The sequence below is a fragment of the Pseudomonas sp. PSE1(2024) genome (assembly GCF_050990555.1).
GTDB lineage: Bacteria > Pseudomonadota > Gammaproteobacteria > Pseudomonadales > Pseudomonadaceae > Aquipseudomonas > Aquipseudomonas aphyarum.
The window spans coordinates 1,207,833-1,220,260 of the sequence record NZ_CP158967.1 but is presented as its reverse complement, the minus strand read 5'-3'; the positions used below and the strand labels follow the sequence as shown (position 1 = coordinate 1,220,260).

The 12,428-nt window shown below is 60.9% G+C and carries 11 protein-coding genes; 3 read left to right on the top strand and 8 right to left on the bottom strand.

All coding sequences use genetic code 11. From position 1 onward, the window contains the following. The first annotated feature begins 18 nt into the window (after positions 1-18). On the top strand, positions 19-1,647 hold the full coding sequence (locus tag ABTV87_RS05315) for a glucan biosynthesis protein D (RefSeq protein WP_007954654.1): 1,629 nt from the start codon (positions 19-21) through the stop codon (positions 1,645-1,647). Positions 1,648-1,806: 159 nt separating this feature from the next. Here the strand turns inward: ABTV87_RS05315 and ABTV87_RS05310 are convergent, their stop codons facing one another. From ABTV87_RS05310 to ABTV87_RS05295, 4 genes are all read right to left on the bottom strand, one after another. Further along, entirely contained in the window at positions 1,807-2,340 is a 534-nt protein-coding gene (locus ABTV87_RS05310) for a GNAT family N-acetyltransferase (protein WP_433899091.1), read from the bottom strand. A 91-nt stretch (positions 2,341-2,431) separates the two neighbouring features. Then, entirely contained in the window at positions 2,432-3,538 is a 1,107-nt protein-coding gene (locus tag ABTV87_RS05305; protein ID WP_085609151.1) for an NADH:flavin oxidoreductase/NADH oxidase, read from the bottom strand. Positions 3,539-3,770: 232 nt separating this feature from the next. Beyond that, the gene (gene recJ / locus ABTV87_RS05300; RefSeq protein WP_007954648.1) at positions 3,771-5,480 is read right to left on the bottom strand and encodes a single-stranded-DNA-specific exonuclease RecJ; all 1,710 of its coding nucleotides are present in this window, start codon (positions 5,478-5,480) and stop codon (positions 3,771-3,773) included. A 54-nt stretch (positions 5,481-5,534) separates the two neighbouring features. Further along, positions 5,535-6,077: a YaeQ family protein gene (locus ABTV87_RS05295; RefSeq protein WP_011332624.1), complete on the bottom strand. Its 543-nt coding sequence runs from the start codon at positions 6,075-6,077 to the stop codon at positions 5,535-5,537. A gap of 146 nt (positions 6,078-6,223) precedes the next feature. Here ABTV87_RS05295 and ABTV87_RS05290 point away from each other — a divergent pair, with 146 nt between their 5' ends. Together ABTV87_RS05290 and ABTV87_RS05285 are read left to right on the top strand one after the other, a co-directional pair. Further along, positions 6,224-7,423, top strand: a complete 1,200-nt coding sequence (locus ABTV87_RS05290) for a CaiB/BaiF CoA transferase family protein (protein WP_207985137.1) — start codon at positions 6,224-6,226, stop codon at positions 7,421-7,423. Positions 7,424-7,436: 13 nt separating this feature from the next. Further along, positions 7,437-8,330, top strand: a complete 894-nt coding sequence (locus ABTV87_RS05285; protein ID WP_433899090.1) for a TIGR02285 family protein — start codon at positions 7,437-7,439, stop codon at positions 8,328-8,330. Between the two features lie 175 nt (positions 8,331-8,505). Here ABTV87_RS05285 and ABTV87_RS05280 read toward each other — a convergent pair whose 3' ends face one another. The 4 genes from ABTV87_RS05280 to thrC all read right to left on the bottom strand — a co-directional run bounded on the left by ABTV87_RS05280 (position 8,506) and on the right by thrC (position 12,377). Further along, positions 8,506-8,787: a DUF3509 domain-containing protein gene (locus ABTV87_RS05280; protein ID WP_007954641.1), complete on the bottom strand. Its 282-nt coding sequence runs from the start codon at positions 8,785-8,787 to the stop codon at positions 8,506-8,508. A 164-nt stretch (positions 8,788-8,951) separates the two neighbouring features. Further along, positions 8,952-9,359: a response regulator gene (locus ABTV87_RS05275; RefSeq protein ID WP_433899089.1), complete on the bottom strand. Its 408-nt coding sequence runs from the start codon at positions 9,357-9,359 to the stop codon at positions 8,952-8,954. 118 nt (positions 9,360-9,477) lie between these two features. Continuing rightward, the gene (locus ABTV87_RS05270) at positions 9,478-10,848 is read right to left on the bottom strand and encodes a transporter substrate-binding domain-containing protein (protein WP_085609147.1); all 1,371 of its coding nucleotides are present in this window, start codon (positions 10,846-10,848) and stop codon (positions 9,478-9,480) included. A 119-nt stretch (positions 10,849-10,967) separates the two neighbouring features. Continuing rightward, a complete protein-coding gene (gene thrC / locus ABTV87_RS05265; protein WP_007954636.1) occupies positions 10,968-12,377 on the bottom strand; it encodes a threonine synthase in 1,410 nt (469 codons plus the stop codon). Positions 12,378-12,428: the final 51 nt, after the last annotated feature.

Below are 12,428 nucleotides of genomic sequence, written 5' to 3'. Positions count from 1 at the left end.
CCACGACAGGTTGTATCTATGCACCGCAGGAATTTGCTCAAAGCGTCCATGGCCATTGCGGCTTACACCGGCCTTTCCGCCTCCGGCCTGCTCGCCGCACGCGCCTGGGCCGCCTCTGGCGGTGCCGCCGACGGTGAAGCCCAGGCCTTCGACTTCGAGACGCTGAAGCGCCAGGCCAAGCAACTGGCCGGCAGCGCGTATCAGGACACCAAACAGGTGCTGCCGCCGACCCTGGCGACCATGACCCCGCAGAACTTCAACGCGATCCGCTACGACGGCGAGCATTCGCTGTGGAAGGAGAACAAGGGTCAGCTCGATGTGCAGTTCTTCCACGTCGGCATGGGTTTCCGTCAGCCGGTGCGCATGTACAGCGTAGATCCCAAAACCCGCACGGCCCGCGAAGTGCATTTCCGCCCTCAGCTGTTCAACTATGAGAACACCTCGGTCGACACCCAGCAGCTCAAGGGCGACCTGGGTTTTGCCGGCTTCAAGCTGTTCAAGGCACCGGAACTGGATCGGCATGACGTGGTGTCGTTCCTCGGCGCCAGCTACTTCCGCGCGGTGGATGCCACTGGCCAATATGGCCTCTCCGCCCGTGGCCTGGCCGTCGACACCTACGCCAAGAAACGCGAAGAATTCCCCGACTTCACCAAGTTCTGGTTCGAAACTCCGGATCAGAACGCGACCCGCTTTGTGGTCTACGCCCTGCTCGACTCGCCGAGCGCGACCGGCGCCTATCGCTTCGACATCGATTGCCAGGCCGAGCGCGTGGTGATGGAAGTCGACGCCCACATCAACGCCCGCACTGCCATCGAACAACTGGGCATCGCCCCGATGACCAGCATGTTCAGCTGCGGCACCCACGAGCGCCGGATGTGCGACACCATTCACCCGCAAATCCATGACTCGGATCGTCTGGCCATGTGGCGCGGCAACGGCGAGTGGATCTGCCGCCCGCTGAACAACCCGGCGACCCTGCAATTCAACGCCTTCGCCGACACCGATCCGAAAGGTTTCGGTCTGGTGCAGACCGACCACGAATTCGCCAACTATCAGGACACCGTCGACTGGTACAGCAAGCGTCCGAGCCTGTGGGTAGAACCTACAACCGCCTGGGGCGAAGGCTCTATCGATCTGCTGGAAATTCCTACAACCGGTGAAACCCTCGACAACATTGTTGCGTTCTGGACGCCGAAGAAACCGGTAGCCGCCGGCGACTCGTTGAACTACGGCTACAAGCTCTACTGGAGCGCCCTGCCGCCGGTCGGCACGCCGCTGGCGCGGGTGCATGCGACCCGTTCGGGCATGGGTGGATTCGTCGAAGGCTGGGCACCGGGCGAGCATTACCCGCCGGTCTGGGCCCGTCGTTTTGCCGTGGACTTCACGGGTGGCGGTCTGGATCGCCTGCCGCAGGGCACCGGGATCGAACCGGTGGTGACCTGCTCCAACGGCAAGGTGCAGGATTTCAGCGTGCTGGTGCTGGATGACATCAAGGGCTACCGGATCCTGTTCGACTGGTACCCGACCAATGACAGCGTTGAGCCAGTTGAGCTACGACTGTTCATCCGCACCAACGACCGCACGCTGAGCGAGACCTGGCTGTACCAGTACTTCCCGCCAGCGCCGGACAAGCGCAAATACCCTTGATGTTTTGAGGCGCCTGCGCGGGCCTCTTCGCGAGCAAGCCCGCTCCCACATTGGATCTGGTTCGATCACACAGTTTGTGACCGACACGGAGCCAGGGTGGGAGCGGGCTTGCTCGCGAAAGCGTCGGAATATTCAACATCGGAAATTGAAGGTACTGCGTCAGGTCAGTGGGCAATACAGATGAATGTCTTTGGGCTCTTGATCAATCAACTCAGGATTCGGGTGATCAACCAACCGGCAACCCTGGCGCTGATAGAACTCCACGGTATTGCGCGACTCGGTCGCCGACACGTACAACGCCCCGGCGCCGACCTCTCGGCCATGCTCGCAAGCCAGTGCAAACAATCGCCCGCCCAATCCCTGCCCGCGCCAGGCACGGCTGATGTGCAAAAACTTCAACTGCCGCATCTTCAGGCCCTGATTGTGTATAACCCGGTTATCCACAACCACCGCCGCGACCAATAAATCTCCATCGAAAAGTCCGTGTAGCCAACCGCCGCTGCGCCAGCATTTTTCCAGTACCTGCGCATTCTCCTCCGCCTCCCCTTCGGGCCATCCGCGCATGTCGAAACGCGCCGGATACAGAACCAGCTCACCGTTTTCCACGCGATAACACTCTTCGACCAACTCACTGCGGTCGATCAGCGCCAGCCGCGGCAAGTCCGATTCAGTCAGTTCACGTTCGATCAACATTGCGGTCCATTCCTTTGCGATTCCAAACGACAGGCAAGAAAAAACCCGCCGGTTCAATGGCGGGTTTTATAGGCTTTGCGACCGGTCGGAATCAATCCCGCAGATCAGACTCGTGAATCGGCTGATCCCGATGAGTCGCACGTTGATACTGCGCCGGCCACACCGCTTTGCGTCCGCCCAGGTCATCGTCGGCATGCAGCGGCCAGTACGGATCACGCAGCAGCTCACGGGCGAGGAAGATGATGTCGGCCTGACAGGTCCGCAGGATGTGCTCGGCCTGGGCCGGCTCGGTAATCATGCCCACGGTGCCGGTGGCAATGCCTGACTCCTTGCGTACCCGTTCGGCGAAGCGTGTCTGATAACCCGGCCCCACAGGGATTTCGGCGTTGACCGCCGTGCCGCCCGATGACACGTCGATCAGGTCGGCCCCCAAGGCTTTCAGGCGTCGCGCCAGCTCCACAGTTTCATCGGGGTTCCAGCCGTCCTCGACCCAGTCGGTAGCCGACAGGCGCACAAACACCGGCAGTTCTTCCGGCCACACCGCGCGTACCGCCTCGGTCACTTGCAGCACCAGTCGAATGCGGTTTTCGAACGAACCGCCGTATTGATCGCGGCGCTGATTGCTCAGCGGCGACAGAAACTGGTGCAACAGATAACCGTGCGCCGCATGCACCTCGACCACACTGAAACCGGCGGTCAGAGCACGTTTGGCTGCTGCCACGAAGTCCTGAATGACCTGGGCGATCTGACTCTCATCAAGTTGTTTCGGTTGGGTATGTTGCGGGTCGAAGGCAATCGGCGAAGGCCCCACCGGCGTCCAGCCGCCGTCATCCGGTTTGACGCTGCCATGTTTGCCGATCCACGGCCGATGGGTGCTGGCCTTGCGCCCGGCGTGGGCCAGTTGAATGCCGGCCACTGCGCCCTGCGCGTTGATGAAACGGGTGATGCGTTGCAGCGGTGCGATCTGTTCGTCGTTCCACAGGCCCAGGTCTTCGGCGGTGATCCGCCCGTCGGCCGTGATCGCCGTGGCTTCGGTAAATACCAGGCCAGCGCCCCCCACGGCACGACTGCCGAGGTGCACCAGATGCCAGTCGTTGGCCAGGCCATCGACGCTGGAGTACTGGCACATGGGCGACACGGCGATGCGGTTGGACAGGGTCAGTTGGCGAAGGGTAAAGGGTTCAAGCAGCAGACTCATGGGGCACCTCTCAAATCAGTGGGCAGGCTCCAGGGTTCTGTTTGAAAAGTCGACGAGTGACAGGAAAAAGGTGCAGCACCCGCCCCCGCGGGCAAAAAATTCGACAAGACGTCACAAGGCCAATCAAGCAGTGCTTAGAGCCTAGTCGACATCCGGGGATGAGGGAGGGTTCAGAAATGAAACAGCACAATTGAAGATGCCTGCACCCCTTGAGCAAGGGGCGCAACGACCTTTAGCGCGGTTCGATGTGGGCGATCATCAGTTGCACGGTCTCATTGCCGCGAAACTCGTTGAGATCGAGTTTGTAGGCCAGTTCGACCCATTTGATCGTCGGGTTCGGCCAGATATCGCGATCAATCCCGAAGGCGATACCGTCGAGCTTCACCGATCCGCATTCGGTTTTCAGCACCACTTTAAGGTGCCGCTCGCCAACCACCCGCTGCTCGACCAACTGGAACACGCCGTGAAACAGCGGCTCCGGAAAGTGCTGGCCCCACGGCCCGGCGTGGCGCAGGGCCCGAGCCAGTTCCAGATGAAACTCCTCGACCGCCAATGTGCCGTCCGACAGCAGGCGCCCGGTCAGGTCTTCCTCGCGAAGCTGCCTACGCACCTCGGCGTCAAATGCCTCGGCGAACAACGGAAAATTCTCCTGCGGCAAGGTCAGGCCAGCCGCCATAGCGTGGCCGCCGTACTTGGCGATCAGATCCGGATGCTGCGCCGCGACCACGCTCAGCGCATCACGAATGTGGAAGCCTTGCACCGAACGCCCCGAGCCCTTGAGCAAACCGTCACCGGCATCGGCGAAGGCGATGGTCGGGCGGAAATACCGCTCTTTCATCCGCGACGCCAGAATACCGATGACACCCTGATGCCATTCCGGATCGAACAGGCACAACCCGAACGGCATCGACTCGACCGGCAAGTCCTTGAGCTGGGCCAGCGCCTCACGCTGCATGCCCTGCTCGATGGATTTGCGATCCTGGTTCATGCCGTCCAGTTGCGCGGCCATTTCCCGCGCCAGCGCAGCGTCGTGGGTCAGCAGGCATTCGATGCCCAGGCTCATGTCATCCAGACGCCCCGCCGCGTTCAGGCGCGGGCCGACGATAAAACCGAGGTCGGTAGACGTGATGCGCGAAGCTTCACGCTTGGCCACTTCAAGGATCGCCTTGATCCCCGGCCGCGCACGTCCGGCGCGAATTCGTTCCAGGCCTTGGTGCACCAGAATCCGGTTGTTGGCATCCAGCGGCACCACGTCGGCGACGCTGCCCAGCGCCACCAGATCCAGCAGTTCGCCGATGTTCGGTTGTGGCTTGCTCTCGTACCAGCCGAGGCTGCGCAGGCGTGCGCGCAACGCCATCAACACATAGAAAATCACCCCGACACCGGCCAGCGCCTTGCTCGGGAACTCGCAGCCGGGCTGGTTCGGATTGACCAGCGCATCGGCTTGCGGCAGTTCATCGCCGGGCAAGTGGTGGTCGGTGATCAAAACCTTCAAACCGTGGCGCTTCGCGGCCGCTACACCTTCGACGCTGGAAATACCGTTGTCGACGGTGATCAACAGTTGCGGCTCGCGGGTCATCGCGACTTCGACGATTTCCGGGGTCAGGCCGTAGCCGTATTCGAAACGGTTCGGCACCAGATAATCGACGTGCGCCGCGCCCAACAAGCGCAAACCGAGCACGCCCACGGTGCTGGCCGTCGCGCCGTCGGCGTCGAAGTCGCCGACGATCAGGATCCGCTGACGCTGCTCCAGCGCCGTCACCAGCAGGTCCACCGCCGCATCGATCCCTTTGAGCTGCTGGAACGGAATCAGCCGCGCCAGGCTCTTGTCCAGCTCCGCCTCGGACTGCACGCCCCGCGCCGCATACAGGCGGGTCAGCAGCGGTGGCAGTTCACCGAGAAACGGCAGAGTGGCGGGCAACGGGCGAGGATCGATACGCATGGGGTGACAGAAGCTTCTCTTGAATACGTGGGATTTTTCGGGAGTAACGCGGACTTAGCCGCGCTCGCCTTGCAGCCAGGTGAGCTGGACTTCGTGCTGGCCACGATCATCAGTGACGAAGATCGTGCCTTCGCTGATCATCACGTCCCACTTGATGACGCGAGGCATGTCCTTGGCCAGGGTTTCCAGCACTTCCTGAGGAACAGCGGCAATGTTGACGTTCTTCAGGTTCTTGATCGCCGGGATCACCTTGCCTTCCCAGACACGCAGGCTGCCGTAGGCCAGCAGGCTGGTGCGTTCCGTGCGACGGGAGCACCAGGTCAGGCGATCCGCGTCCGGCTGGCCGACTTCGATCCAGTGCAGGACACGGTCATCCAGGCTCTTTTCCCACAGCGCAGGTTCATCCACGTCCGACAGACCACGACCGAACGACAGTTGCTCGTTGTACCAGAGCGCGTAGGCCAACAGGCGTACGGTCATGCGTTCTTCGGTTTCCGAAGGGTGACGGGCGATGGTCTGCTTCACGTTCTCGTAGACGCTGCGGTCGAGATCGGTGAGATTCAGTTCGAATTTGTAGGTAGTGGACGGCTGGGCCATGAACGGGCTTCTTGATACGAGGAAAGTCGGCAAGTCTAACCGATGCTGTAGGCAATCCACGAATTGATGGCGATCAACCTTGCGCGACTGACAGCCGGCTATGTTAAAACGCTGTATCTGCTCAGCCTTGTCCTACAGGATCTCGCATGCCGTTCGCCAACAAACCGCTCAGCGGTCTGAAAGTCATTGAATTGGGTACTTTGATTGCCGGGCCGTTTGCCTCGCGCATCTGCGGCGAGTTCGGCGCCGAAGTGATCAAGATCGAGTCGCCGGACGGCGGGGATCCGCTGCGCAAATGGCGCAAGTTGTACGAAGGCACATCGCTGTGGTGGTTCGTCCAGGCACGCAACAAAAAGTCCCTGACGCTGAACCTGAAACACCCCGATGGCCTGGCGATCCTGAAAAAACTGCTGGGCGAAGCCGACATCCTGATCGAGAACTTCCGCCCCGGCGTCCTGGAAAAACTCGGCCTGAGCTGGGAAACCCTACACGCGCTGAACCCGAAACTGGTGATGGTGCGCCTGTCCGGTTTCGGCCAGACCGGTCCGATGAAGGATCAGCCTGGGTTCGGCGCAGTCGGCGAATCCATGGGCGGCCTGCGTTACATCACCGGTTTCGAAGACCGGCCGCCGGTGCGCACCGGGATTTCCATTGGCGATTCGATTGCGGCTTTGTGGGGCGTGATCGGTGCGTTGATGGCTTTGCGTCATCGCGAGGTCAACGGCGGTCTCGGCCAGGTGGTCGATGTGGCGTTGTACGAAGCAATCTTCGCCATGATGGAAAGCATGGTGCCGGAGTTCGATGTGTTCGGGTTCATTCGTGAGCGCACCGGCAACATTATGCCGGGCATCACACCCTCCTCGATCCACACCAGCGCCGACGGCAAACACGTGCAAATCGGCGCCAACGGCGATGCGATCTTCAAGCGCTTCATGCTGATCATCGGCCGTGAAGATCTGGCCAATGACCCGGCGCTGGCCAGCAACGACGGGCGCGACACCCGCCGCGATGAGTTGTACGGTGTCATCGACCGCTGGGTCAATTCGCTGCCGCTGCAAACCGTGCTGGATCTGCTGAACCAGGCCGAAGTGCCGGCCAGCCGGATCTTCAGCGCCGAAGACATGTTCAACGATCCGCAGTACTTGGCCCGGGAAATGTTCCTGCACGCCAAACTGCCGGACGGCAAACCCTTCAAGATGCCGGGCATCGTGCCGAAACTCTCTGATACACCCGGCACGTCCGAATGGGTCGGACCGCAGCTCGGTGAACATAATGCGCAGGTACTCCACGATCTTGGCTACGACGAGAAGCAGATCGCCCGGCTGCGCGAAGACGGAGCCATCTGAGCTGAAGCGCCTGATGCCCTCGGCCACGAACCGCGCCCACCATTGGTGGACCTGGCGGTTGTTCGGCCTGCTATTTCTGCTGGTGCTGCCGGCGTGGGCGCAGGCCAAACCGACGTTGATCTGGCTGCTTCGCGACCTGCCGCCGCTGACGATCTTCGAAGGCCCGAAAAAGGGCCAGGGCGTTATCGATCAATTGATGCCGATGCTGATTGCCGGCATGCCGCAATACGACCACACCTTGATGCGGGTCAATCGTGCCCGTGGCATTCAAATGCTTCATGAACATCCCTTCGCCTGCGATCCGTCGCTGATCTGGAACAAGGAACGGGCACAGTGGATCGCGTTCTCCATCCCTGCGTTTCGCGCGGTCAGCAATGGTCTGGTGGTGCGTCAGAGAGATCGCGAAGTGCTGGAGCCGTTTCTGGTCGAGGACGAAGTCGATCTGTCGGCGTTTCTGGCCAACGGCGAGCGAAAAGTCGGAGTGGTGGCGGAACGCAGTTATGGCGAGTACATCGATACATTGCTGCATCAGGCACCAAGCGGCGCGCTGACGCCGCACTACGGCAACGATGCGCTCAGCAGCCTGCTGTCGATGCAGCGTCTGGGGCGTTTGCAGGTGGTGCTGGGTTACTGGCCGGAAATCCGTTACCAGGCGCGCCAGGCCGAGATCGCCGAAGACGAACTGCTGTTCTTCCCGATTCGCGGCACGGGCAAGTACCTGTCGGGCCATGTCGGCTGCACCGACACCACGGCGGGCCGGCAGGCGATCACGGAGATCAACCAACTGTTGCGCACCCTGCCCCACGACCACCTCAACCAGCTCTACGCCGACTGGCTCGACCCCGAGCGGCGCCAGGACTATCTGGAACAGGCACGGATTTTCTTCGAGCAGCAAGCCGCGCAGTGAAATCCGGGCAAAAAGAAACCCCGAGAAGTGGGGAGACGACTCGGGGTTAAACGTGGTCTGTATCAAAGACCCGTAGCAGCAAGCGACAAGCACCGGAGCACAATGCTTGATCCTGCTGTTACGGGGTCTGACTGATCGGGATGCAGGAAGGTTCCCACAATTGAAAAATCAGTTTTCAGAGGGACGGGTGCTTGTCGAGGGCTGCGTTTCGCAACGCGGCGATCACACAGGGTTCCAGCCGGCCTTCTGCAATCAGGATGTCACGGTGCAGGCCGTCGACCACATCCGTCAGTTGGCGCTTGTCGCTCAATTGCGCCTGATTGAATTCGCGCTCCACCACGATCGCGCCGCTGCCGTTCTTCAAGGTCACCAGGCATTCGCCGTGGCGACCGCGAGGGGTCAACGTCACCTGATACGGGCTCAGAGCCTCACCGAGCAATAGACTGATACTTTCCATCTCGATCTCCACTCAATAGTCCGAAAACACAGTGTCTGGGGCGTGTTCACAGTAAATGACCACCGGCCCGAGAGGAAAGTTCTGCTCGTCGCCGGCCTCTCCCGGAGCGTCACCGGCCTATCGGAGCATGCATGGTGAAGATGACAGAAAAATAACCATGGGGCTCAAGCGTCGACGGAATGCCGGGGGATGGTCATGTAGGTGTCCAGCAACGCCCTCATCAACACCGCCGAGACCGGCGTGTGAAGGCGGCCCAGCAAGGTGATCCGGTGCTCGCCCAGCAAGGCTTCCAGATCATCCAGCATGGCGGGCGCCACAGCCCCCACCATAATCAGTGCCCGCGCTGCTTGCCGGTCGGCCAGATGCCGGATCAGCGCCAACCCGTCGCCGCTCTGCAACTGTGGATTGCACACGGCGATGTCGACGGCCCCGCGGCGCTCCAGTGAACGCTTTGCCGAACCCAGCGACGGTGCGGTCAGCACATCGTAGATACCGATGGCGTTGAGCATCTGGTGCAACGCCATCAACTGGAACGGGTTGGGTTCGAGAATCAGGATCTTGAGCGAGCGCATGGGACGACCTCTGGAACGACAATCGCGGATTCACGCCGCAGTGGCTTGTCACTCTAGGGTGTTCGTCCTAAGCCTCCCATCAGAAAAGTAGCCGCGTTTTATAGGACTTTTCCCATCTTTAATGCAGACATCGACACCCGCTCTCCTTCCGCCGCTCGGTGATGTCCGTCCAGCCCCCGAGCAGGCCGCGCAGTTTTCCATCGACACTGTAAAACGGCACCGTCCATTGATAGATCTGACGGGGCCCGCTCTTGAACATCAGTTGCCGCTTGCTGAAGCGTGTTTTACGCGTACCCAGTTGCGCCATGAATTCGTCATGCAGCATCAATGCCGTGGCCTGTGGCAGTGCATCGAATTCGAACAGCATCCGGCCCTGCACCTGCTCCAGCCGGACCGACAGCGCATCTTCATAACTGCGGTTGCACATGATCAACCGGCCCTGCAGATCGCGAACGAACACAGGGTCAGGCATCGCATCGATCAATGCGTGTTGAAAGGCCAGTTGATCACCCAGGCCCTTTTCAGCCTCCCTGCGCTGTTTTATTTCGGTAGCGAGTCGACGATTCCACAGCAGCGAAAGCAGGCCTAACACCCCGAGTGCACCCATCCCCCAGCATCCCCACTCGATCAGCCGAGCGCGGAACGACGGTGCCGGCGCAGGTGAGACTCCGTCCAGCCACTTCAGGCGCATGGCACGCAGTTCGGCCGCCGAGAAAGCGCCCAAGGCTTTGTTGAGGATGCTCACAAGCTCGGGTAGCCCCTTACGTACCGCCAGATGGTCGGCCTCCCACTTGCCCTCGACGAGACCACCGACCCTGAGCAGGCCGGAGGGAAACAGCTGAGCGCCGATCTCGTTTTCGATGGTGGCGTAAGCCTCGCCACTTTCGACCAGCGCCCGAGCCTCGGCATAGGTCTTGACCGAGCGGATCTCGATCGACGGGTAGTCACGTCGAATGCTGTCCTCCAGCGCATGTCGGGCCGGCAGCACCAGGACTCGCTTGGCCAGCATCTCGAGCGACCGTATTGCCGGCTCGCCCGAATGACCGACGAACACCCACCCGGCACCGCCAAACGCGTGACTGAACTCCAGAAACGCCTTGCGCTCGTCGTTCATTGCCAACGTCGTGCTGATGTCGGCCACGCCACTCTGGAGTCGTTCCAGCATGTGGTCGGTGGAAAACGACTCCTGATGGACGAACTGCAATCCGGTCATGGCGCTGATGTGCTTGAGTACATCGTTGTTCAAGCCGCTCCACTGGCCATGCTCGTCCTGAAACAGATACAACGGGTATTGCACCGAGGCGACGGTCACCCGTGGGTTATCTCGAATCCACTGACGCTCATGCTCATTCAGCTCGATGGGCTGAACCGCCTCCAGCGCATCGGAATGCTTCGTCAGATGGGCTGCTTCGATCCACTGCGACAACCCGAAGCAACCCAATAAAAACAACCAGCACAGCGCTGGTTTCAATCCTGAAAAAAACCGCATTGCCACATCCTTCGTCATCGACTCGCCCGTCCTTGGTGGGCGAAACGCGCGCAGTGTGGCATGCAAAAACAAGAAAGCCCGTCAGGAGACGGGCTTCAAAATGTGACAGCTTTGCGGGCTTAAAGAGGCTTGCCGCGGTTGCCATGCTGGCTGACAAAGGCTTGCACGGCTTTGAGCTCGTTCGCCAGCACAGTGCAGCGCTCTTCTCTCTCAAACAAATCAGAAAGATGTGCAGGTAGTTCGAGAGCTTTTCCTACACCGGCTTTCTCCACCGCGTCCGGGAACTTGACTGGATGCGCCGTGCCCAGAATCACCATCGGGATGTCCAGGCTGCGGCGGCATTCGCGAGCGGCTTTGACGCCGATGGCGGTGTGCGGATCCAGCACTTCACCGGTCTGCTCGTAGACTTCGGCGATGGTTTCGCAGGTTTGCGCATCGTCCACAGCCAGCGAGTCGAACAGTTTGCGTGCCTCGGTCCAGCGTTCCTGTTCGACGCTGAAGCCGCCGCCCTGCTTGAACGAATCCATCAGGCCGGCAATCGCCGCGCCGTTGCGACCGTGCAGGTCGAACAGCAGGCGTTCGAAGTTCGACGAGACCATGATGTCCATCGACGGCGACAGCGTGGCGTGCAGGGTTTCCTTGACGTACTGGTTGCCGCTCATGAAGCGGTGCAGGATGTCGTTGCGGTTGGTGGCGACGATCAACTGGTTGATCGGCAGGCCCATGTTGCGCGCCAGGTAACCGGCGAAGATGTCGCCGAAGTTGCCGGTCGGCACCGAGAACGACACCGAACGCGCGGGGCCGCCCAATTGCAGCGCTGCGTGGAAGTAGTAAACGATCTGGGCCATGATCCGCGCCCAGTTGATCGAGTTCACTGCCACCAGACGGGTGCCCTTGAGGAAGCTCTGGTCGGCGAAGCTGGCCTTGACCATTTCCTGGCAGTCATCGAAGTTGCCTTCGATGGCGATGTTGTGGATGTTCTCACCGAGGATGGTGGTCATCTGCCGACGCTGCACTTCGGACACACGGTTGTGCGGGTGCAGGATGAAGATGTCGACGTTTTCGCAGTGCTTGCAGCCTTCGATGGCGGCCGAACCGGTGTCACCGGAGGTGGCGCCGACGATGACAACGCGCTCGCCGCGCTTTTCCAGCACGTAGTCGAGCAGGCGACCGAGCAGTTGCAGGGCGAAGTCCTTGAACGCCAGGGTCGGGCCGTGGAACAGCTCCAGCACCCATTCGTTGCCGTTCAGCTGACGCAGCGGCGCCACGGCGTTGTGGGCGAACACACCGTAGGTTTCTTCAAGAATCTTTTTGAAATCGGCGTCCGGAATGCTGCCGGTAACGAACGGGCGCATGACGCGAAAAGCCAGCTCGTGATACGGCAGGCCGGCCCAGGAAGCGATTTCTTCCTGGGTGAAACGTGGCAGGTTTTCCGGGACGTACAGACCGCCGTCGGTCGCGAGACCGGCCAGCAGGACGTCTTCGAAATTCAGGGCCGGTGCCTGGCCGCGGGTACTGATGTAACGCATGACTGACTCCAATGGACAGTGTTCACGACACCGGCCCCGCTGGCGGGACCG

Coding starts and splice junctions, on each gene's coding strand:
- ABTV87_RS05315 (WP_007954654.1), top strand. CDS start 19: ATGCACCGCAGGAATTTGCTCAAAGCGTCCATGGCCATTGCGGCTTAC.
- ABTV87_RS05310 (WP_433899091.1), bottom strand. CDS start 2,340: ATGTTGATCGAACGTGAACTGACTGAATCGGACTTGCCGCGGCTGGCG.
- ABTV87_RS05305 (WP_085609151.1), bottom strand. CDS start 3,538: ATGAGTCTGCTGCTTGAACCCTTTACCCTTCGCCAACTGACCCTGTCC.
- recJ (WP_007954648.1), bottom strand. CDS start 5,480: ATGCGTATCGATCCTCGCCCGTTGCCCGCCACTCTGCCGTTTCTCGGT.
- ABTV87_RS05295 (WP_011332624.1), bottom strand. CDS start 6,077: ATGGCCCAGCCGTCCACTACCTACAAATTCGAACTGAATCTCACCGAT.
- ABTV87_RS05290 (WP_207985137.1), top strand. CDS start 6,224: ATGCCGTTCGCCAACAAACCGCTCAGCGGTCTGAAAGTCATTGAATTG.
- ABTV87_RS05285 (WP_433899090.1), top strand. CDS start 7,437: ATGCCCTCGGCCACGAACCGCGCCCACCATTGGTGGACCTGGCGGTTG.
- ABTV87_RS05280 (WP_007954641.1), bottom strand. CDS start 8,787: ATGGAAAGTATCAGTCTATTGCTCGGTGAGGCTCTGAGCCCGTATCAG.
- ABTV87_RS05275 (WP_433899089.1), bottom strand. CDS start 9,359: ATGCGCTCGCTCAAGATCCTGATTCTCGAACCCAACCCGTTCCAGTTG.
- ABTV87_RS05270 (WP_085609147.1), bottom strand. CDS start 10,848: ATGCGGTTTTTTTCAGGATTGAAACCAGCGCTGTGCTGGTTGTTTTTA.
- thrC (WP_007954636.1), bottom strand. CDS start 12,377: ATGCGTTACATCAGTACCCGCGGCCAGGCACCGGCCCTGAATTTCGAA.